General features: G+C 64.8%; 17 protein-coding genes, 1 tRNA gene and 1 pseudogene. 12 read left to right on the top strand and 7 right to left on the bottom strand.

The genetic code is table 11. The features are described 5' to 3' along the window. Positions 1 to 133: 133 nt before the first annotated feature. The 5 genes and pseudogenes from P9272_RS26325 to nuoB form a co-directional block, all read left to right on the top strand. Positions 134 to 757 (top strand): annotated as a pseudogene (locus tag P9272_RS26325) (NADH-quinone oxidoreductase subunit H); the annotation flags it as partial. Beyond that, positions 757 to 1419, top strand: a complete 663-nt coding sequence (locus P9272_RS26320) for a hydrogenase-4 component E (protein WP_128258608.1) — start codon at positions 757 to 759, stop codon at positions 1417 to 1419. The pseudogene P9272_RS26325 and the gene P9272_RS26320, both read left to right, overlap by 1 nt. Continuing rightward, complete coding sequence (locus tag P9272_RS26315; RefSeq protein WP_128258609.1) at positions 1416 to 2867, top strand: hydrogenase 4 subunit F; 1452 nt, start codon at positions 1416 to 1418, stop codon at positions 2865 to 2867. Before P9272_RS26320 ends, P9272_RS26315 begins: the two co-directional genes overlap by 4 nt. Positions 2868 to 2887: 20 nt before the next feature. After that, on the top strand, positions 2888 to 4399 hold the full coding sequence (locus P9272_RS26310) for an NADH-quinone oxidoreductase subunit C (protein ID WP_278162822.1): 1512 nt from the start codon (positions 2888 to 2890) through the stop codon (positions 4397 to 4399). A gap of 123 nt (positions 4400 to 4522) precedes the next feature. After that, positions 4523 to 5062, top strand: a complete 540-nt coding sequence (nuoB, locus tag P9272_RS26305; protein ID WP_128258610.1) for an NADH-quinone oxidoreductase subunit NuoB — start codon at positions 4523 to 4525, stop codon at positions 5060 to 5062. Positions 5063 to 5100: 38 nt separating this feature from the next. Here nuoB and P9272_RS26300 read toward each other — a convergent pair whose 3' ends face one another. After that, positions 5101 to 6153, bottom strand: coding sequence for a LacI family DNA-binding transcriptional regulator (locus P9272_RS26300; RefSeq protein ID WP_278162790.1), 1053 nt, complete (start codon positions 6151 to 6153; stop codon positions 5101 to 5103). 156 nt (positions 6154 to 6309) lie between these two features. Here P9272_RS26300 and P9272_RS26295 point away from each other — a divergent pair, with 156 nt between their 5' ends. From P9272_RS26295 to P9272_RS26280, 4 genes are read left to right on the top strand one after another with little or no spacing between them, the layout of a single operon-like run. Further along, positions 6310 to 7245, top strand: a complete 936-nt coding sequence (locus tag P9272_RS26295; protein WP_278162789.1) for a sugar ABC transporter substrate-binding protein — start codon at positions 6310 to 6312, stop codon at positions 7243 to 7245. 19 nt (positions 7246 to 7264) lie between these two features. Beyond that, positions 7265 to 8818 carry a sugar ABC transporter ATP-binding protein gene (locus P9272_RS26290; RefSeq protein ID WP_278162788.1) on the top strand — a complete coding sequence of 518 codons (1554 nt, stop codon included), beginning with the start codon at positions 7265 to 7267 and terminating at the stop codon, positions 8816 to 8818. Beyond that, positions 8815 to 9807, top strand: coding sequence for an ABC transporter permease (locus P9272_RS26285; protein WP_128258614.1), 993 nt, complete (start codon positions 8815 to 8817; stop codon positions 9805 to 9807). The genes P9272_RS26290 and P9272_RS26285 overlap by 4 nt, the downstream gene beginning before the upstream one ends. 17 nt (positions 9808 to 9824) lie before the next feature. Next, complete coding sequence (locus tag P9272_RS26280; RefSeq protein ID WP_278162787.1) at positions 9825 to 10661, top strand: N-acyl homoserine lactonase family protein; 837 nt, start codon at positions 9825 to 9827, stop codon at positions 10659 to 10661. A gap of 105 nt (positions 10662 to 10766) precedes the next feature. Here P9272_RS26280 and P9272_RS26275 read toward each other — a convergent pair whose 3' ends face one another. The 3 genes from P9272_RS26275 to P9272_RS26265 form a co-directional block, all read right to left on the bottom strand. Beyond that, positions 10767 to 11297: a dihydrofolate reductase family protein gene (locus P9272_RS26275; protein ID WP_278162786.1), complete on the bottom strand. Its 531-nt coding sequence runs from the start codon at positions 11295 to 11297 to the stop codon at positions 10767 to 10769. A 202-nt stretch (positions 11298 to 11499) separates the two neighbouring features. Beyond that, positions 11500 to 11576 (bottom strand) — tRNA-Arg (locus P9272_RS26270). 189 nt (positions 11577 to 11765) lie between these two features. Then, positions 11766 to 13259 (bottom strand): HAMP domain-containing sensor histidine kinase, encoded by a 1494-nt coding sequence (locus tag P9272_RS26265; RefSeq protein ID WP_278162785.1) that lies wholly within the window; start codon positions 13257 to 13259, stop codon positions 11766 to 11768. Between the two features lie 253 nt (positions 13260 to 13512). Between P9272_RS26265 and rpmH the strand changes: the two genes are divergently transcribed. From rpmH to yidC, 3 genes are read left to right on the top strand one after another with little or no spacing between them, the layout of a single operon-like run. Continuing rightward, on the top strand, positions 13513 to 13647 hold the full coding sequence (rpmH, locus tag P9272_RS26260; RefSeq protein ID WP_008833937.1) for a 50S ribosomal protein L34: 135 nt from the start codon (positions 13513 to 13515) through the stop codon (positions 13645 to 13647). A 16-nt stretch (positions 13648 to 13663) separates the two neighbouring features. Next, the gene (gene rnpA, locus P9272_RS26255) at positions 13664 to 14017 is read left to right on the top strand and encodes a ribonuclease P protein component (protein ID WP_042647395.1); all 354 of its coding nucleotides are present in this window, start codon (positions 13664 to 13666) and stop codon (positions 14015 to 14017) included. A 14-nt stretch (positions 14018 to 14031) separates the two neighbouring features. Beyond that, positions 14032 to 15864, top strand: coding sequence for a membrane protein insertase YidC (yidC, locus tag P9272_RS26250; protein ID WP_128258618.1), 1833 nt, complete (start codon positions 14032 to 14034; stop codon positions 15862 to 15864). A gap of 249 nt (positions 15865 to 16113) precedes the next feature. Here the strand turns inward: yidC and P9272_RS26245 are convergent, their stop codons facing one another. The 3 genes from P9272_RS26245 to P9272_RS26235 are packed head-to-tail and all read right to left on the bottom strand — an operon-like array spanning position 16114 to position 19407. Continuing rightward, complete coding sequence (locus P9272_RS26245) at positions 16114 to 17658, bottom strand: DHA2 family efflux MFS transporter permease subunit (protein ID WP_278162784.1); 1545 nt, start codon at positions 17656 to 17658, stop codon at positions 16114 to 16116. Further along, positions 17655 to 18950: an HlyD family secretion protein gene (locus P9272_RS26240; RefSeq protein WP_278162783.1), complete on the bottom strand. Its 1296-nt coding sequence runs from the start codon at positions 18948 to 18950 to the stop codon at positions 17655 to 17657. The genes P9272_RS26245 and P9272_RS26240 overlap by 4 nt, the downstream gene beginning before the upstream one ends. Then, the gene (locus tag P9272_RS26235; protein WP_278162782.1) at positions 18943 to 19407 is read right to left on the bottom strand and encodes a MarR family transcriptional regulator; all 465 of its coding nucleotides are present in this window, start codon (positions 19405 to 19407) and stop codon (positions 18943 to 18945) included. The genes P9272_RS26240 and P9272_RS26235 overlap by 8 nt, the downstream gene beginning before the upstream one ends. Positions 19408 to 19425: the final 18 nt, after the last annotated feature.

Below are 19425 nucleotides of genomic sequence, written 5' to 3'. Positions count from 1 at the left end.
CGCCTCCCCCCCCCACCCCACACCCCCCACCCCCCCCCCCCGCCGCCCCCCCCGGCCCCCCCCCCCCCCCCACCCACCCACCAACCCCGCCCCCCCCCCCCCCCCCGCCCGGGGGGCGCGCCCCGCCCCCCCCCGCTTCTTCCAGGCACTGGCCGGGATGGATGTCGGCACCAGCTTCGGCGGCCTCGGCGCCAGCCGCGAGGTGATGATCGCGTCGCTGGCCGAACCGGCGATGCTGCTCATCGTGTTCAGCCTGGCGCTGCTGGCCGGCGCCACGCAGCTTTCGACGGTCGCCGCCTTCATGGGATCGCCGCAGGTCGGACTGCGGGTGTCGCTCGGCATGTCGCTGATTGCCATGGTTATGGTGGCGATCGCCGAGAATGCCCGCATACCGGTCGACAATCCGGCCACGCATCTGGAGCTCACCATGGTGCATGAGGCAATGATCCTGGAGTATTCCGGCCGCCATCTGGCGATGATCGAGCTCGCCACCTTCCTCAAGCTGCTGCTCTACATGTCGCTGATCTCCTGCGTCTTCCTACCCTGGGGGCTGGACAGCGGAGGGACCGGGCCGAAATCGCTGGCCATCGGCGCGGCCGCCTATCTCTGCAAGCTCACGGTGCTCGCCCTCCTGCTTGCCGTGTTCGAGACGGCGGTCGCCAAGATGCGTGTCTTCCGCGTGCCGGACTTCCTGGGCGCGGCGCTGATGCTGGCGCTGCTCGGCACGCTGTTGCTGTTCGTCTCGCGGAGCCTGTGATGAACGGTCTCACCTTCGACATCGCCCATCTGCTCGCCGGCAGCCTGGTGCTGATCTCCTTCATGATGCTCTACCAGGACCGGCTGTTCGCGCTGATCAACGTCTTTGCGCTGCATGCCGTCGTGCTCGCGCTTTCGGTCGCTTGGCAGGCCTATATCCAGGATGCGCATCACCTCTACATCACCGCGGCAATCGCGCTGGTCTTCAAGGCGATCGTCATTCCCGTCGGGCTGCATCGCATCATCCAGCGGCTCGGCATCCACCGCGATATCGAGACCGCGGTCGGCATCGGTCTGACCATGCTTGCCGGCATCGGGCTGGTGACGCTCTCCATGGTGCTGATGCTTCGGGTGACGCCGGAGGCCGACCCGCTCGCTCGCGAGGACCTCGCCTTCGCGCTGTCGATCATCCTGCTGGGGCTGCTGGTGATGGTGACAAGGCGCAACGCCGTCAGCCAGGTCGTCGGCTTCATGTCGTTGGAGAATGGGCTGGTGCTGGCCGCCACGGGCGCCAAGGGCATGCCGTTGGTCGTCGAGATCAGCGTCGCCTTCTCGATCCTGATCGCCTTCATCGTCATCGGCGTCTTCCTGTTCCGCATCCGCGAACGGTTCGATTCGGTCGATATCGGCGCGCTCGACGACTACCGGGGAGAACGCCGGTGAGCGGGTTTTCCTTGGACGCCGTGGCCGCGATCCTTTTCATCCCGGCGGGTGCCGCGGCTATCCTGGCGGCAATGCCGAACTACCGCATGACGGCGGTCGTCAATGTCATCGCCAGCCTGCTCACCTTGCTCGCGGCGCTGTCACTGTTCGTCACCGACCGACCGGCGCCGGGACAATATCTGCTGGTCGACGACCTCAACATCGTCTTCATCGTGCTCAACACATTCGTCGGCTTCACCACCAGCGTGTTCAGCGCGTCCTACATCGCGCATGAGCTGGAAACCGGCCGGCTGACAGCGCCGAACCTGCGCTTCTACCACGCCATGTACCAGATCATGATGTTCGGCATGAACCTGGCCTTCGTGTCGAACAATATCGGCCTGATGTGGGTCGCGGTCGAGCTTGCCACGCTGACCACCGTGCTGATGGTCGGCATCTACCGCACGCATGAGGCGCTCGAAGCGGCGTGGAAATATTTCATCCTCGGCAGCGTCGGCATCGCGCTCGCGCTGTTCGGAACGATCCTCGTCTACATGGCCGCGCAGCCGGTGGTCGGTGAGGGCACCAACGCCATGGTCTGGTCGGTGCTGATCGAAAAGGCGGCGCATTTCGATCCCGCGCTGCTCAGCGTCGCCTTCATCTTCCTGCTGCTCGGCTACGGCACGAAGGTCGGTCTCGCGCCGCTGCATGCCTGGCTGCCCGACGCGCACGCCGAAGGCCCGACGCCGATCTCGGCGGTGCTGTCGGGCCTGCTGCTCAACGTCGCGCTCTATGCCGTGCTGCGCTTCAAGCTGTTGCTCGCGGCGAGCCCGCAGGCGATCGGGCCGGGGCCGCTGATGGTCACGATGGGGCTGACCTCGCTGATCTTCGCGGCCTTCATGCTCTACCGCCGCCGCGACATCAAACGCCTGTTCGCCTATTCCTCGATCGAGCATATGGGCATCATCGTCTTTGCCTTCGGCATGGGCGGCCCGCTCGCCAACTTCGCCGGCCTGCTGCACATGGTCATGCACAGCCTGACCAAATCGGCGATCTTCTTCGCCGTCGGCCATATCGCGCAGGTCAAGGGCACGCAGAAGATCTCCGAGATCAGGGGGCTGACCGAAAGCCATCCCGGACTTGGCTGGGCGCTGGTCATCGGCGTCGTGGCCATTGCCGGCCTGCCGCCGCTCGGCATCTTCATGAGCGAGTTCCTGGTCGTCAGCTCGACTTTCGCCAGGCATCCCTGGCTGGCGATCCCGCTGGTGTTCGGGCTGCTCATCGCTTTCGGGGCGCTGCTGCTGCGGCTGACCGGCGTCGCCTTCGGCGAGCCGCGCGGCGGCACCGCGCCCGTCGAGGCGTCCTACGTGCCGATGTATTCGCACCTCGCTTTGGTGTTTGCGGCCGGCATCTATCTGCCGGCGCCGCTGGTGGCGTGGTTCCAGCATGTCGCCGGTATCCTGGGGTGAGGCGCATGATCCGGAAGAATATGCCCGCGCTTGCAGATCTCATCGAGGCAGACCGCCAGGTCGAGCATCACGCGCCCTGGCGGCGCGCCGTCGTCGCTCCGAAGGCCTGGAACCTTGCCGTCGAGCAGCTCGCCGCCGGACGCTGGAGCCTGCTCGGCCTGTGGGGGGAGCCGGACAAAGTGCACATGGCGCTTATAGACGAGGCGCAGACCATGGGCGTGATCAGCCTCGATTGCCGGGGCGGCCGCTACCCGTCGGTCGGCCAGCACCATCCACCGGCTCTCCGGCTCGAACGCGCCGCGGCGGATCTTTTCGGGCTGGCGCCGCAAGGCCTGCCCGACACCCGCCGCTGGCTCGACCATGGCCGATGGGGCGTCTCGCATCCGCTGGCCGCGCGGCCCGGTGGGCCGGCGGCCGCGTCGTCCTACCGGTTCCTGGCAGCCGAGGGCGAGGGCCTCCACCAGATTCCTGTCGGGCCGGTGCATGCCGGCATCATCGAGCCGGGGCATTTCCGCTTCACGGCGGGCGGCGAAACGGTGGTGCGGCTGGAGGAGCGGCTGGGCTATGTGCACAAGGGCATCGAGGGGTTGATGCAGGGCGCATCGATCGATCGTGCCGCGAAACTCGCGGGCCGGACCTCGGGCGACAGCACCATCGCCTATTCACTGGCCTTCGCCCGTGCGGTGGAGGCGGCGCTCGGCATCACGCCGCCGGCGCGCGCGATCTGGCTGCGGGCGCTGATGGCCGAATTGGAGCGCCTTGCCAACCATCTCGGCGACATCGGCGCCATCTGCAACGATGCGGCCTTTGCGATCATGCACGCGCATTGCGGCGTGTTGCGCGAACGCGTGCTGCGCGCCGCCGATGCGGCCTTTGGCCACCGCCTGATGCGCGACCGCATCCTGCCCGGCGGCACGGCAAGCGATCTGAACGAGGCGGGGGCGAATGCCATCCGATCGCTGGTCGCGGAGATCAGGCGGCGCTTCCCGCATCTGGTGGAACTCTACGACAACACCGCCTCGCTGCAGGACCGGACCGTGGCGACCGGCCGGCTCAAGGTCGAGCTTGCCCGGCAATACTGCGCCGGCGGCTATGTCGGACGCGCCTCGGGCCGCGATTTCGACGCGCGCCGCATGCCGGGTTACGCGCCCTATGACGAACTCGCCTTCGATGTGCCGGTGCTGCAGGAAGGCGACGTCAACGCGCGCGTCTGGATTCGCGTGCGGGAGGTCCAGCAGAGCCTGTCGCTGGTCGAGCAGATTCTCGGGCGGCTGCCCGCCGGCCCGACCCTCGTCAAGGTCGTTGCGCCAGAAGGGCCGCGCGAAGGCATGGCGCTGGTCGAGGGTTTTCGCGGCGACATCCTTGCCTGGCTGCGCATCGGCGAGGACGGCCTGATCGAGCGCTGCCACCTGCGCGACCCTTCATGGTTCCAGTGGCCGCTCTTGGAGGCGGCGATCGAGGGCAACATCGTCGCCGATTTCCCGCTCTGCAACAAATCGTTCAACTGCTCCTATTCCGGCCATGATCTCTAGAGCGATTCCGGGAAAAGTGCGCAGCGGTTTTCCGTCGGGAATTGCGCAAAAACAAAGAGTTGGAGCAGGTCGGCGACTCTATCAGACGCTGAACTGCTCCAAACCGGCCCAAGGCACACCGCCATGCGAAAACTGCTCTTTGAAAGCCTGATCCGCCCGCCCCTGACGGAACGCCCGCCGCAAGTCAGCAATGCTGCCGTCGACGAGCTCGCGCGCGCGCTTGACGGTATGGCTCGCAGGAAACTCGGCCGGAGCCTGTCGATCCGCGCGGTCGACGCCGGTTCCTGCAATGGCTGCGAGCTCGAGATGCATGCGCTCAACAATGCCTTCTACGACATCGAGCGCTTCGGCTTCCGTTTCGTCGCCTCGCCGCGCCATGCCGACGTGTTGATGGTCACCGGGCCGGTCACCAAGAACATGCGCGAGGCCCTGAAGCGGACCTTTGAGGCGACGCCCAACCCGAAATGGGTGGTCGCGCTCGGCGGCTGCGCCAAGGACGGCGGCTGCTTCGCCGGCAGCTATGCGGTCGTGGGCGGCGTGTCGGACGTGCTGCCGGTCGATCTGCACATTCCGGGATGCCCGCCGCCGCCGATTGATATCCTCAAGGGATTGATCGCCCTGCTCGACGGCGCGAACGGGAAGGCGGCCACCGCCAAGGTGTGAGCAAAGTGCCGCATGTCCGCTGCCTGGAAGTGGTGCGGCTACTGACCAGAACCGGAGGATGAGAGCGGCGGCGGTCCGAGCTGCGCCACGACCGGCGCACAGCTGTCGCCGACCACCAGTGAGGGCTGGAAGACGACGTTGCGCGGTTCGGCAGGACCGCCACGCCTGATCTGGTCGACGAGGAGCCGCACCGCCTCGTTGGTCATGTCGACAAGCGGATGCTCGGTGCGCGTCAAGCGCGGGCGCAGACCGCCGATACCAGGGATGGTATCGGTGGAAGCGATGGAGATGTCGCCGGGACAACGCAGCCCGAGATCCGCAACTGCCCGCATCACCCCGAGCGCCATCAGACCGCTCGCGACATAGAGTGCCGTCGGTCGGTCCGGCTGCTCCAGCAGGCTGCGCGCCACCGAATAGGCGGCATCCTCGCGGAACTCGCCCGAGCGTATGTAGCGGGATTCAAGCGTCAGGCCGCGCGACTGCATAGCGGCCATCATTCCGTCGAGGCGCCCACGTCCGGTGGTGACATGCAGCGGGCCGGTGATCGTGCCGAGGCGGGTATGGCCAAGGTCGAGCAGATATTCCGTCGCCTGCCTGCCGGCCGAGATGTTGTCGATTGTCACCGTGTCCGACCTGTAATCGGCGACGGAACGTCCGAAAAGGACGGTAGGGATCGGCTTGCCATCGGGGTCGTTCCGCAGATGCTCCGTCGAATCGCCGACCGGAACCAGGATCACTCCGTCGCAGGAGAGGGTACGCACGCGGGCCAGGATACGGCGCTCGACCTCCGGCTTCTCGTCGCTGTTGAAGATGAGGAGCGAATATCCCCAGGCCGCGACTGCGGCCTCCGCCGCCCACACGACGCGCGAGAAGAACGGGTTGGCGAGATCGGCGACGACCAGGGCGATCAACTGGCTGCGGCCCCGCTTCAGGTTCTGCGCGGCGAGCGAGGGCGAGTAATTGAGGTCGCGAACCGCGGACAGCACGCGGGCACGCAATTCCGCGCTCACATAAGCAGAATCGTTGATCACCGCCGACACCGTCGCCGTCGATACCCCCGCTGCACGAGCAACGTCCTTGATGGTGGCCATTGGCGAACTCAGCTAATCGATTAGCTGAGTTTTGGTCGGCGAAATGCCATTTGTCTAGGCCATACCACTGAAAATTTGCTTGATTGCTGCCGCCATGGGCATAATCTAGCGAAACGGTTCGGCGAGGTAGACGCTGCAACGGCAAGGGAGGAGATCATGAAGTGGATAGTGATTGGGGCTGCGCTGGTGGCCGCAGCCGGAGTGGTTCCCGCTCTGGCGGATACGCCGCTGGTCGGTATTGTCTCGATTTCGGCGACCGAGGCGAATAATGCCCGCTACATCGTCGGCGCCAAGGCCGCCGCGAAGGAGATCGGCTGGGATGTTTCGGTCATCGATGCGGCGGGCAGTGCCGACCAGGCCAATGCCGCGATCCAGAATTTCGCGCAGCGCGGCTCGGCTGCCATCGTCGATATGGTGTTTCCCTATTCCTCGATCGGGGCCGGGCTGCAGGCGGCCAAGTCGGCCAATATCCCGGTCGTGACCTGGGGCGGCGGGCTCGGAAGCTCGGTCGCCGCCACAAATGGCTCGGGCGGGCCGATGGTTGTGCCGGTCGACGAGCTGATGCTGAAGGCGATGAGCGGCAAGGGCTCCATCCTGGCGCTGACCTATCACACAGGCGAGGTTTGCCGGAACCGAGAGGTCGAACTCGACAAGGCGCTTGCGGCCAATCCCGACATCAAGGTCACCAAGAATGAGGTGCGCATCCCCGGCTATTTCGAGGATGGCGCGCAATATGCCAATGCCTGGCTGGCCTCCCACCCGGCAGGCCAGGAGAATCTCGCCATCTGGGGCTGCTGGGACGATCCGGCGATCGGCGCCATCGGCTCGCTCAGGGCGCAGGGCCGCGACGAGGTCAAGGTCTACGGCGTCAACGGCAACGCGCAGGCGCTGGAGAACATCAAGAACGGCTTCATGACCGCGACCGCCTGGCAGGACAGCTATACAGAAGGCTACAACATGATCAAACTGCTGCCGGAGATCCGCAAGGCCGGCGCGGACTGGAAGCCGAAGGCGGTGGAGGTCCCCGCTGTGCTCGTCACCAAGGACACTATCGAAGACTTCATCGCCAAGCATCCGGACGCCATGAAATAGGAACCTCAACGCTTCGCCCATGAACCCTGTCCCGACATTGATGGCGGCGCCGCCGGCGGTGCCGTTCGTGGCGGCGAGTGCGGTCAGCAAATCCTACGGAGGAGCGCAGGCGCTGCGCGGTGCGTCGCTCTCCGTACTGCCCGGCGAAGTGCACGGGCTGGTCGGCGCCAACGGCGCCGGCAAGTCGACGTTGATCCGCATTCTGGCTGGTCTGACGCAGCCGGATACGGGCGAGATCGCCATCGAGGGCAGGCCGGTGGCGATCGCGTCGCCGCATGCGGCGAGCGGACTCGGCATGAGCTTCATCCACCAGGAGCTCGCCTTCGTGCCTGACATGACGGTGCTCGAGAACATCATGCTCGGCCTGCCCAAGAAAACGACGCGACTCGGCCTGGTCGACTGGGCCGCGATCCAGCGCGACGTTGCGCCGATCATCGAGCGCGTGGGCATAACAGCGCCACTCGATGCCGCGGCCAAGAGCCTGTCGACGGCCGAGAACTGGCTGATCAGCATCGCCCGGGCGCTGGTGTGGAAGGCGCGCCTCATCGTCATGGACGAGCCGACCGCTTCGCTCTCGGCAAGCGAATGCCGCAAGCTCTTCTCCATTATCCGGGGGCTTTCGGCATCGGGCGTGGCGGTGCTCTACGTATCGCACCGGCTGGATGAGATCCTCGATCTGTGCGGCCGCGTCACCGTCCTGCGCGACGGCCGCTCGGTGGCGGTCCTCGACGGCCCCGGCCTGACCCGGCGCGGGCTGGTCCAGGCAATCGTCGGCGGGGCAGTCGAGCACCTTTCCAAGTCACGCGACACGGCGCGCGGCGAGGTCGTGCTGTCGGTGCGAGGCCTGCGCCGACTGCCCCGCGTGACGGAGGCGAGCTTCGATCTCCACCGCGGCGAGGTGCTCGGATTGGGCGGCCTTGTCGGCGCCGGGCGCAGCGAGCTTGCGCGTCTACTCTACGGCGCGGACCGGCCCGACGCCGGCAGCATGACGATAGAGGGGGGGCCTTTTGCGCCGCGCACCCCCGCGGGCGCGGTGCGCGCCGGGCTAGGTCTTGTACCGGAGGAGCGTCGCACGGAGGGGCTGCTCCTCGGCAAATCCGTCGCCTTCAACCTCAGCCTCGGCAATCTCACGCCTCTCCTCGCCAGCCCGGTCCTGCCCTTCATCAGCCTGCGCAGGCGGGCGCGGCTGGCGCAGGCGACGATCCGCGACCTGTCGATCAAAGCCAACTCGCCGGAACAGCCGGTCGGGCGGCTCTCCGGCGGCAACCAGCAGAAGGTCGTCATCGGCCGCTGGCTGCGCTCCAAGCCGAAGGTCCTCATCCTCGACGAGCCGACGCGCGGCGTCGATATCGGCGCGCGCGGGGAAATCCACCACCTCATCCGTGAGCTCGCCGGACACGGCATGGCCGTGCTCGTCATCTCGTCCGAACCGGACGAGCTCCCCGATCTGTGCGACCGGGTCCTGGTGATGGCGGAAGGACGGATCGTGCGCGAGCTCGCCGGCACCGACCTCACCCGCAGCGCCATCATCGAGGCAAGCTATGCCTTAACCGAGGAAAGGGTTCCCGCATGAGTGACGTCAGCTACACGCGACGCCTTTCGCCCAGCACCAGGGCCGCGCTTGGGGTTTTCGCGCGCTATGGCACCATCATCGGCCTGCTTGCGATGATCCTCGTCTTCTCGTTCCTGTCGCCGCACGCCTTTCCGACCTTCAGCAATTTCATCAACGTGCTGAACCAGGCGTCCCTCGCGATGATCATCGCCGGCGGCCTGACCATGGCCGTGATCGTCGGCGAGCTCGACCTCTCGGTCGGCTATGCCGCCAGCCTGCACGGCGTGCTCGTCACGGGACTGATCGTGGCAAACCACCTGCCGATCCCGGTCGCCGTTCTGATCGAGCTTGCGCTCGGCGCGCTCATCGGGGTCGTCAACGGCGTGATCGTCACCAAGCTCAAGGTCAATTCGGTGATCGCCACGCTTGGCGTCGGCACCGTGCTGGTCGGCCTCTCCTTCGCTTATTCGGCAGGCGTGCCGATCGTCTCCGGCGTGCCGGAATCCTTCCTCCAGCTGGCGCTGGGACGCTGGCTGTTCGGCATCCCCAATCCGATCATCTTCATGGCGCTGGTGTTCGGCGGCCTGTGGCTGCTGGTCGAGCGCACGGCGATCGGCCAGGAGATCCAGGCGGTCGGCGGCAACCCGGCCGCGGCCCGGCTCGCCGGCATCAATGTCGACCGCATCAAGATCCTCGGCTTCGTGCTCTCCGGCATGTGCGCGGCTCTCACCGGCACCTTGCTTGCCGCCCGGCTCGGCAGCGGCACGACCAATGCCGCCGATTCCTATCTCCTGACCGCCTTCGCCGCCGTTTTCCTCGGATCGGCCACGTTGCGCGACGGCGAATTCCACATATTGGGCACGCTCATCGGCACGCTCATCATCGTGCTCGGCTTCAACGGGCTCAACATCTTCGGCGCGCCGACCTTCTCGCAATTCGTGTTCCAGGGCGCCATCCTGATCGTCGCGGTCGGGCTCGCCAGCCTTGGCCGCTCGCTTGCCGAAAGCTGAATTGGAGGAGAATACCGATGACCGTTCCGCAATCCGCGACATGGCAAGTCTTCGTGCTGGAATATGCGCGATCCAAGGAACAGCCCTGGGTCGATCTCATCAGCGGCATGTACAATGACGGCGTGGTCGACCTGCCCTTCTCCTTCGTGCTCGCGCGCAACGGCGAACGCAATGTGCTCATCGATACCGGCTTCATGCAGGACGACCACAGCTTCTCGCAGAAGTTCGGCATCCCGACATGGATCTCGCCGGTGCGGATGCTGGCGGCGCTCGACATCGCACCCGATCAGATCAGCGACATCGTAGTCACGCACGCGCATTTCGACCATATGGGCTCGATCGCCGAGTTCCCGCGCGCGCATATCCACATCCAGAAGAGCGAGCTGCTTTCGTGGTACGAAGCGATCGCCCTGCCGAAGCGCTTCGCGCATCTGACCGCCATCATCGATCCCGACAATTTGCGAACCGCCCTCGAAGCCTCGATCGAGCATCGCGTGACGCTCATCGACGGCGACAAGGACAACATCCTGCCCGGCATCCATGCGCGGCTCGGCAGCGGCCACACGATCGGCCAGCAATTCGTGCTCGTCGACACCGATGCCGGCCGCCGCGTCATCTCCGGCGATTGCGTCTATTCGCGGCGCCAGTTCACCGGGCACAATCACGACGGCGTCTATGTCCCGCTCAACAATGCGGTGGGCAGCGTCTGGGAGCAGCTGAAGACCATCGACAAGATGAATGACGAGCTTGGCGGCGATCTGTCGAAGCTTGTCGTACTGCACGATGTCGAGCGCTGGAAGGGTCATCCGGTCGTCAAGGAGGTGGAGGGCTTCAAGATCGTCCGGCTCACCTGACCATTTCAAAGCGGACGTTCGAACACCGAATGGCGGGCCCGAATAGATTCAAACCGCGTGCCTCAGACAAGCAGTCCGGGTGCAGCATGGCCGGTCGCGGTGAGATCAGGCGGGAGCGTAGGTCAGCCTGATCACATCCCCATCGATCCGATCACTGGCGACAAGCCGGAGCGGCGGCCGGGGTCCGGCGAAATAAGGCTTGCCGCGGCCAAGCACAACCGGATGCAGGTAGATCCGATATTCGTCGATCAAGCCGAGGTCGGTGAGGCTTCGCGCCAGGTCCGGGCCGGCGACAGCGATGTCGCCGTCGCGCTCGGCCTTCAGCTTGCGCATCGCGCACTCAAGGTCGTCTCCAACGAGGCTGGCGTTGGGGCCAACCGATTGCAACGTGCGTGAGACGACCCATTTCGGCTGGCGCCGCCATGCCGCCGCGTAGGCAAGCCGATCGGCATCCCATTCAGGATGCTCGTCCTCCCAGTAGCGCATGATCTCATACATGCGGCGGCCGTAGATGCTGCCCGACTGCCGCTCGGCCTCCCCGATGAAGTGGCGGAAGAGCGTGGGGCTTGGCCCGAACTGCGTGTGATCGACAAAGCCGTCCAGCGACTGGTTCATCCCGAACACGAGCTTGGCCATTGGCTGCTTTCCGCTATTCGCGCAATCCGATTGCGTTGTGCAATCGGTTCAGGCTAGCCTGACTGGTTTTATTTTGCAATTGGTTTCTGGGGCAACGCTGAACTGCGCTGCAGTTCTCTCAGCCACGCGAACCCGCTTGACGTTGCAAAACCGTTCCGAAGGGCGGTTTGAAAACGATGGGGCCGGCAAATATCAGAAAGATTGGCGCGCCCGAAGAGATTCGAACTCCTGACCCCCAGATTCGTAGTCTGGTGCTCTATCCAGCTGAGCTACGGGCGCGCAACAGGCCGTGTGTGACACAAGCCCCGCAATCCGGTCGAGACGGCCGGCCGCGATGTGGAGTGTTCCCTAACGACTGAATTTACGAAAAGCAAGCCGATCCGGCAAAAGTTTTGTCGCAGGGGTTTTTTGCCGGTGCTGATCGAGACGCGCCGCTGCCTACCAGAGGCTCAGCCGGAGGTCGTGGTCTCAGGCCGGGCGGCGCAGGCCGTTGCGCGCCTGATCGAGCCGGACCGGCTGGTCTGGGATGGTGACGGCGAAAACGGTACGGCCGCCGATCGATTCGACCAGCTCGACCGTGCCGCCATGGGCGCGGATCAATTCATGGGCGATCGCCAGGCCAAGGCCGGTGCCGCCGCTGCGCGCCGAACCGCGGAATGCGGCGAACAGGTTCTCGCGCGCCTTTGGCGGCAAACCAGGCCCGGTGTCGGTGACGGTGATGCGGCTGACGCTGCCATTGCGCTCGGCCGATACGGCAAGGCGGCGCACCACCGCGCTTTCGGTGTCTGCCGCCATCGCCTGGACGGAATTGCGGCACAGATTGGTGAGGACGCGGAAGAGCTGGTCGGAATCGGCATCGACCTCGAAGGCATGCTCGACGGAATTTATAAACTCGATGCCTTGCTCGATATCGAGCAGGCCATGCACGTCGTCCACCAGCTGGCGCAGCCTGAGCCGCCGGCGCGATGGCGCCGGTTCCTGCGTGCGACCGTAGTGAAGCACGCCTTCGGAATAGGAAACGGCGCGGTCGAGCGCGCGCAAAAGTTTCGGCGCGAAGGCCTGCACGGTCGGGTCCTTCACCTGGCGCAGGCGGTCCGATATCAGTTGCGCAGACGCCAGGATATTGCGCATGTCGTGGTTAATCTTCGATACGGCCAAACCGAGGTCGGCCAGATGCTTCTGCTCCGAAAGCATCTTTTGCAGCCGGTCCTGCATCTGCGCCAGTTCGCGCTCAGCCACGCCGATCTCATCGGCGCGATCCGTCGGCGAGATCACGCGGCCGGGGTCGTCCGGCGCCTCCGAGAAGGACAGGATCGATCGCGTCATGGTGCGGATCGGCCCGATCATGATCAGGTCGATCGCCGCATAGACGAGCATTGCGGTGAACAGCGAAATGAGCAGTGAGACGACGGCCACGTTGCGCGAATATCTCAGCATAGCGTCGCGCAGACGGTAATCCGGCATGATGAGCTCGAATTCCTTGTCGCTGTCGCCGACAGGACCGAAGACGCGCAGCATGCGCTTGCCGCCGAAGAACAGAGTGTCGAGCGCGCCGGTCATGCCATTGACCAGCCCGACATTGGCGATGTCGATATGCTCGTCGACCTGCGGCGGCATGTCGGAAACGACGAGCAGCCGCGAGACGCCGCCGTCGCGCACGGCGATCGCCTTGGCGCCGATCGCCATCAGCACGTCGTTCTGTGCATTGTGCGACAGCGAGTTGGGCTCGCCCTGCAACAAAACGATCGACACGGCGGCGGCCGTGCTCAACCGCTCCTTCAGCCAGTTGACCCTGTAACTGGCGATCCAGGGCAGGAAGATCAGTATTTCGGCCAGCAGCACGAAGGCGATGGTGAGCAGGAGGAGCTTTGTCGACAGGCCGCGCGACAGCGGCACCCGGCGCGTCGGATTTGCCGCCGCCGGCGTTGCCTTATCGTTCGTGGACAGAGTTTCACTCGTCATTGACGCGCATTCACAAAGGCTTGATTGGGCAAGATTATGCGATTTGCGGCCTTTTTGCCAATTTCATCGTCACCCCGCGAAAAATTGCCTCGCGGCGGGGCGGATTGACTTCCAAAAACCTTCTTTCTATAAGCCCGCTCACGCTCGGGCCATTCGTCCCGGCGCGGTTTCGATCGCGCCTAAGCCGGCCCGGCAAGCTCCTGTTACAGAGTGACAGAATCAAGAAGGGCCGCACCCCGCGGTATTAAAACAAATGAAGCGTACCTACCAACCGTCCAAGCTCGTCCGTAAGCGCCGGCATGGTTTCCGTGCCCGCATGGCCACCAAGGGTGGCCGTGGCGTCGTTGCTGCCCGCCGTAATCGCGGTCGCAAGCGGCTCAGCGCCTGAACGAAAGACGAGATCGTTGCCCGCAACCGGCAAGCCAAAAGGGAAAACTCCCGGGCGGCTTCTGAAACGCGCGGACTTCCTGGCTGTGCGCGGCGGCGAGAAACGCCGCGGACGGCTTTTTCTCGTTGAAGTTCTCGACCGCGGCGACGATCTTGCGCCGCGCGTCGGCTACACCGTCACCAAGAAGGTCGGCAACGCCGTGGTGCGCAACCGCGTCCGGCGGCGACTGAGGGAAGCCGTGCGCGTTCACGCCGCCGATGACATGGCGCCCGGCAATGACTATGTCATCGTCGGGCGTGAAGACGTGCTCGCCATTCCATTCGGCCAGTTGAAGGCCGAGCTTTCCCGCCGGCTACGCGGCGCACGATAGGCCAAGGGCTTTCGATGGAAAACAACCGCAATTTCTTCATCACCATCGCGCTGTCGGTGCTGATCCTGACGCTCTGGCAGGTGTTCTACATGAACCCGAAGATGGAGCAGCAGCGGGAGCAGGCCCGCATCGAGCAGCAGCGCGTCGAGGCGCAGAAGAAGGAAGCGGGCGGCGGCGCCAACTCCGGCGCGGCCGGAACGCCGGCGCCGGCGGCCGGCAGCGTTCCCGGCGCACCCGGCGGTGAAGCGGTGACCGCCGCCAGCCGCGACCAGGCCATTGCCGCGACCAAGCGCGTCAAGATCGACACGCCCAGCCTCGAGGGGTCGATCAACCTGACGGGCGCGCGCCTCGATGACCTGAAGCTCAAGCACTATACCGAGACGGTCGACAAGAACTCGCCCGAAATCGAGCTGCTCAACCCATCGTCGCTGCCCAACGGCTATTTCGCCGAGATCGGCTTCGTCGGCAACGATACGACCGGCACGGTGCCGGGCGCGGATACGGTGTGGAGTATCGAAGGCAACCCGACGCTGACGCCCTCGACGCCGGTGACGCTGACCTTCACCAACGACAAGGGCCTGACGTTCAAGCGCACCATCTCGATCGACAACGAATATATGTTCACTGTTTCCGACACGGTGCAGAATTCGGGAACGGCCGCCGTCTCGCTCTACAATTACGGGCGCGTCACCCGTTTCGACAAACCCGCCGTCGCCAGCACCTATGTGCTGCATGAAGGCCTGATCGGCGTGACCGGCAGCGAAGGGCTGAGCGAGTACAAATACTCGGCCATCGAGAAGGACAAGGAAGTCAAGCCCGGCAAATCCACCGATGGCTGGCTCGGCATCACCGACAAATACTGGGCGGTGACGCTTATCCCGACGGAGAAGCAGCCCTTCCAGCCGAAATTCTCCTATTTCGAATTCAAGGACGGGCCGCACAGCCACAGCTACCAGTCCGACTTTCTGTCCGACGCGATCAGCGTCGCGCCTGGCCAGTCGACGACGATCGAGTCTGAAATCTTCGCCGGCGCGAAGGAGGTTGCCAAGATCAACGCCTACGAGGCCGACCGTCATATTCGCCAGTTCAACCTGTTGATCGACTGGGGCTGGTTCTATTTCATCACCAAGCCGATGTTCTGGCTCATCGACACGCTCTACAAGTTCTTCGGCAATTTCGGTCTGGCGATCCTCGCCACCACCGTCATCGTCAAGGCGATCTTCTTCCCTTTGGCCAACAAATCCTATGCCTCGATGGCGAACATGAAGAAGGTGCAGCCGAAGATGGTCGAGATCCGCGAAAAATACGCGGACGACAAGATGAAGCAGCAGCAGGCGATGATGGAGCTCTACAAGACCGAGAAGATCAATCCGCTGGCCGGCTGCTGGCCGGTGGCGTTGCAGATCCCGGTCTTCTTCTCGCTCTACAAGGTGCTCTACATCACCATCGAGATGCGGCACGCGCCGTTCTTCGGCTGGATCCACGACCTTGCGGCGCCCGATCCGACGTCGATCTTCAACCTGTTCGGCCTGCTGCCGTTCGCGGCGCCCGCCTTCCTGCCGCATATGGGCGCCTGGGCGGTGGTGATGGGCATCACCATGTTCCTGCAGATGCGCATGAACCCGGCGCCGCCGGACCCCACGCAGGCCGCGATCTTCACCTGGATGCCGGTGATCTTCACCTTCATGATGGGCTCGTTCCCGGCCGGCCTCGTCATCTATTGGGCCTGGAACAACACGCTGTCGATCCTGCAGCAGGGCGTAATCATGAAGCGCCAGGGCGCCAAGATCGAATTGTGGGACAATCTGGCATCGATGTTCCGCAAGAAACCATCGCCGGCTGAATAGCCGGATCGCCGAGCTACATATCAGAACCCCCGGCCTTCATCGGCCGGGGTTTTTTGTTGCCCGCCGGATATGCCGGGGATGGAATATTTTCGGCAAATTGCCGGAGGTGAGTGAAACTCCGCGCCGGCTCGCTTCGTATGATTCTAGTCCTCTCCAAAAAGGCCGCGACGGCTTCCGGCGCAGCGACGCCGGTGTTTGGGAGGTCGTCCGGCCGGCCGGGGTCCCGCAGGCGGCGGGATCCCGGTCCTTTCACTCCATGACAGCGCTGTGATCGACCTTGGCCGGGGTGCCGGGCTTGCGCAGCAGAAGCACCAGCGGGATCGCGGCCAAGGACAGGACCATCATCAGCTTGAAGTCGTCGATATAGGAGATGATCGTGGCCTGCAGCGTGACGAGACCGTCGAGCGCGGCGCGGCCGGCGGCGGTGTAGGGGCTCAGCGCTTGCGAGATCGACGGATCGCCGAAGGCCGGGTTGTAGGGCGTCACATAGGTGGCGATGTTGGCGTGATTGATCTGCTGGTTCTGCGTCAAAAGCGCGGTGACCACCGAAATGCCGACGCTGGAGCCGATGTTGCGCGACAGATTGTAAAGGCCGGTGCCTTCGGCGCGCCGCTCCGGCGCCAGCGTGGCGAAGGTGATGGTGGTGAGTGGCACGAACAGGAAGCCTAGGCCCGCGCCCTGGATGAAACCGGTGCTGATGATCGTCCATTGCGAGACGTCGGGCGTCCAGCCGGTCATGTCGTACATCGCCCAGGCGGTGACGGCGAGGCCGATGAACAGCAGCCAGCGCGTGTCGATCTTGCCGACCAGGCGACCGACCACGAACATGCAGGCCATGGTGCCGAGGCCGCGCGGGCCCATGACGATGCCGGCCGTCACCACCGGATAACCCATCAACGTCTGCAGATAGGGCGTCATCAGCGCCAGCGAGGCGAGATAGGTGATGCCGATGATGAAGATGAAGATCATGCCGACGGCGAAGTTGCGGTCGAGGAACAGCCGCGGGTTCACGAAGGTGTCACGCGCGGTGAAGGTGTGGACGATGAAGATATAGAAAGCGGACGCGCAGACCAGCGCCTCGACGATGATCTCGGCCGAGGAGAACCAGTTGAGCTGCTCGCCGCGGTCCAGGAACATCTGCAGCGAGGCGATGGCGATCGAGAGCATGCCGAAACCCAGCCAGTCCAGCCTAGCCTTGAGGTCGAGCTTGGTTTCCTGGACAAACATGGAGACGCCGATAAAGGCCAGCGCGCCGATCGGCACGTTGATGTAGAACACCCAGCGCCAGGAGACGTTTTCGGTCAGCCAGCCGCCGATGACCGGCCCCAGCACCGGACCCACCATGACCGAGACGCCGAACAGCGCCATGGCCGAACCGCGCTCCTCGACGCTGTAGATATCAAGCAGGATCGACTGCGACAGCGGCACGAGCGCTGCGCCGAACAGGCCTTGCAGCAGGCGGAAACCGACGATCTGCGGCAGCGACTGCGCGAAACCGCACAGCACCGAAGCGACCACGAAGCCGGTGATCGCCACCAGAAGGATGCGCTTGCGACCAAAGCGGTTGGCGAGATAGCCCGATGGCGGCGTCATCACCGCGGCGGCGACGATATAGGAGGTGAGCACCCAGTTGATCTGGTCGGCGCTGGCCGAAACACTGCCCTGGATATAGGGCAGCGCGACATTGGCGATGGTGGTGTCCAGCGCCTGCATGATGACCGCCAGGATGACGCAGGCGGTGATGGCGCCGCGATTGGCGACTACGGGCGCGCCTGTCGCGGAAGCCGTTGTCATGACTTCGGTCCGGATTGCTTGAAGAGCTTGGCGATGAAGTCGGGCAGGCCGCGGGCATGGCCGGTGTCGATGCTGACGACCGCGCTCATGCCGCCGCGCAGCGGCGGCTTGCCGTCCGGATCGTCGATCGTGACGCGCATCGGGATGCGCTGCACAACCTTGACCCAATTGCCCGAGGTGTTCTGCGCCGGCAGCAGCGAGAAGCTGGACGAGGAAGCCGGGCTGATCGAGCCGACGGTGCCGTGCCAGACCTCGCCCGGATAGCCGTCGATGCTGATCGTCGCCGTCTGGCCGGGGCGCACATAGGTGAGCTCCGTTTCCTTCGGCTCGGCCGCGATCCAGATATCGGTCGACGACACCAGGCTGAAGGCCGGCTGCGAGGCCGGCAGGTACTTGCCGACCTGCAAGGCGTCGACATTGGTGACTATGCCGTCGAACGGCGCCTTTACCACGGAGTCGTTCAAGTTGCGCTGCGCGTCGTCGACCGCCGACTGGGCCTGCAGGTAGAACGGGTTCTGCTCGACGGGCTCGCTGGCGTCGCCGCCGAGTTGGGCAAGCATCGCCTGCGCCTGCGCCTTGGCGACAGTCACTTTCTGGCGGGCCGCTATGAGGTCGTGCTCGGCACTGTCGAAGGTTGCCTTGGAGGCGGTCGAGGTCTTGAGCAGGTCCTGCTGACGCTGGAAGGCCGACTCGTAATAGGGGATGTCCGCCTCGGCCTGATCGATCGAGGCCAGCGACTGCTGGTAGCTCGCCTGCAGCGTCAGCACCTGGTTGCGCACCGTGCCGAGCTGCGCCTTGGCGCCGGCGAGCGCGGTCTCGAAGGAGGCGGGCCGCAGGCGGAAGAGCACGTCGCCCTTCTTCACTGCCTGGTTGTCGTGCACATCGATCTCGTCCACGGTGCCGGAGACGTCGGTCGAGACGCCGAGCGACTGCGCCTGGATATAGGCGTTGTCGGTGGTCATGATCTGGCCGCCAACGACATAGTAGTAGCCGCCGGCCACCAGCGCGACCGGCAAAAGCGCGAACAGGACCGGCCGCGTCAGGCTGCGGCGCGGCTTGACGGGAGCGGACGGAGCTACAGTAACGGAAGCCGGCTTCGGCTGCGCCGAGGGAGCTTCCAGCGTCGACGGCTCCGGCGCCACGGGCGCTTCCAGCTCATCGTCCTCGACGACAGGCGGATTATTGCCGCGCCTTTGCTCGCGCTGGCTGTCCAGGCGGATGACCTGGTCGCTTACTCTTTCGCCGGCATTTTCTCCGCCGGCGGGCTTTCTAGGCGAGGTTCCTTCAGACATTGACTTTCTCCCCGTCGACGGCCGGCTGTTTGCAGGCCTCGAGCAGATTGGATTTGATCAGGCAAAGGGTTTGCAGCAGCTGCTGCTGCGCGTCGGCGGATAGGCCAGCGAAAGCTTCGTCACGCGTCTTCCGGCCGTTGGTGCGCATCACTTCAATCAGCGGATGCGCCTGCCGCGTCAGATAGAGGAGCCACGCCCGACGGTCGGCCGGATCGGGCCGGCGCTCGATGAAGCCGCGCGCCTGCATCTTGTCGAGCAGCCTCGCCAGCGTGATCGGCATGATCTCCAGGAGGTCGGCCAGCTTGTTCTGGTGGATGCCCTCATGCACCGAAAGATAGGCCAGCACCTGCCACTGCGCGCAGGTCAGCCCAAAGGCGCGCGAGCGCTGCTCGAACCGCTTCCTGAGCAGGCGCGCGACGTCGTGCAGCACGAAGCTGATGTTGGGCGTGGAGGACATGGGAGAACTTCGGAGTCG

Source organism: Mesorhizobium sp. WSM4976, assembly GCF_029625685.1.
GTDB lineage: Bacteria > Pseudomonadota > Alphaproteobacteria > Rhizobiales > Rhizobiaceae > Mesorhizobium.
This window is presented reverse-complemented; position numbering and strand designations above follow the sequence as displayed.

What these genes read in the sequence shown, in the direction of transcription:
- P9272_RS26320 (WP_128258608.1), top strand. Translation starts at nt 757, where the DNA reads ATGAACGGTCTCACCTTCGACATCGCCCATCTGCTCGCCGGCAGCCTG.
- P9272_RS26310 (WP_278162822.1), top strand. Translation starts at nt 2,888, where the DNA reads ATGCCCGCGCTTGCAGATCTCATCGAGGCAGACCGCCAGGTCGAGCAT.
- nuoB (WP_128258610.1), top strand. Translation starts at nt 4,523, where the DNA reads ATGCGAAAACTGCTCTTTGAAAGCCTGATCCGCCCGCCCCTGACGGAA.
- P9272_RS26300 (WP_278162790.1), bottom strand. Translation starts at nt 6,153, where the DNA reads ATGGCCACCATCAAGGACGTTGCTCGTGCAGCGGGGGTATCGACGGCG.
- P9272_RS26295 (WP_278162789.1), top strand. Translation starts at nt 6,310, where the DNA reads ATGAAGTGGATAGTGATTGGGGCTGCGCTGGTGGCCGCAGCCGGAGTG.
- P9272_RS26290 (WP_278162788.1), top strand. Translation starts at nt 7,265, where the DNA reads ATGAACCCTGTCCCGACATTGATGGCGGCGCCGCCGGCGGTGCCGTTC.
- P9272_RS26285 (WP_128258614.1), top strand. Translation starts at nt 8,815, where the DNA reads ATGAGTGACGTCAGCTACACGCGACGCCTTTCGCCCAGCACCAGGGCC.
- P9272_RS26280 (WP_278162787.1), top strand. Translation starts at nt 9,825, where the DNA reads ATGACCGTTCCGCAATCCGCGACATGGCAAGTCTTCGTGCTGGAATAT.
- P9272_RS26275 (WP_278162786.1), bottom strand. Translation starts at nt 11,297, where the DNA reads ATGGCCAAGCTCGTGTTCGGGATGAACCAGTCGCTGGACGGCTTTGTC.
- P9272_RS26265 (WP_278162785.1), bottom strand. Translation starts at nt 13,259, where the DNA reads ATGACGAGTGAAACTCTGTCCACGAACGATAAGGCAACGCCGGCGGCG.
- rpmH (WP_008833937.1), top strand. Translation starts at nt 13,513, where the DNA reads ATGAAGCGTACCTACCAACCGTCCAAGCTCGTCCGTAAGCGCCGGCAT.
- yidC (WP_128258618.1), top strand. Translation starts at nt 14,032, where the DNA reads ATGGAAAACAACCGCAATTTCTTCATCACCATCGCGCTGTCGGTGCTG.
- P9272_RS26245 (WP_278162784.1), bottom strand. Translation starts at nt 17,658, where the DNA reads ATGACAACGGCTTCCGCGACAGGCGCGCCCGTAGTCGCCAATCGCGGC.
- P9272_RS26240 (WP_278162783.1), bottom strand. Translation starts at nt 18,950, where the DNA reads ATGTCTGAAGGAACCTCGCCTAGAAAGCCCGCCGGCGGAGAAAATGCC.
- P9272_RS26235 (WP_278162782.1), bottom strand. Translation starts at nt 19,407, where the DNA reads ATGTCCTCCACGCCCAACATCAGCTTCGTGCTGCACGACGTCGCGCGC.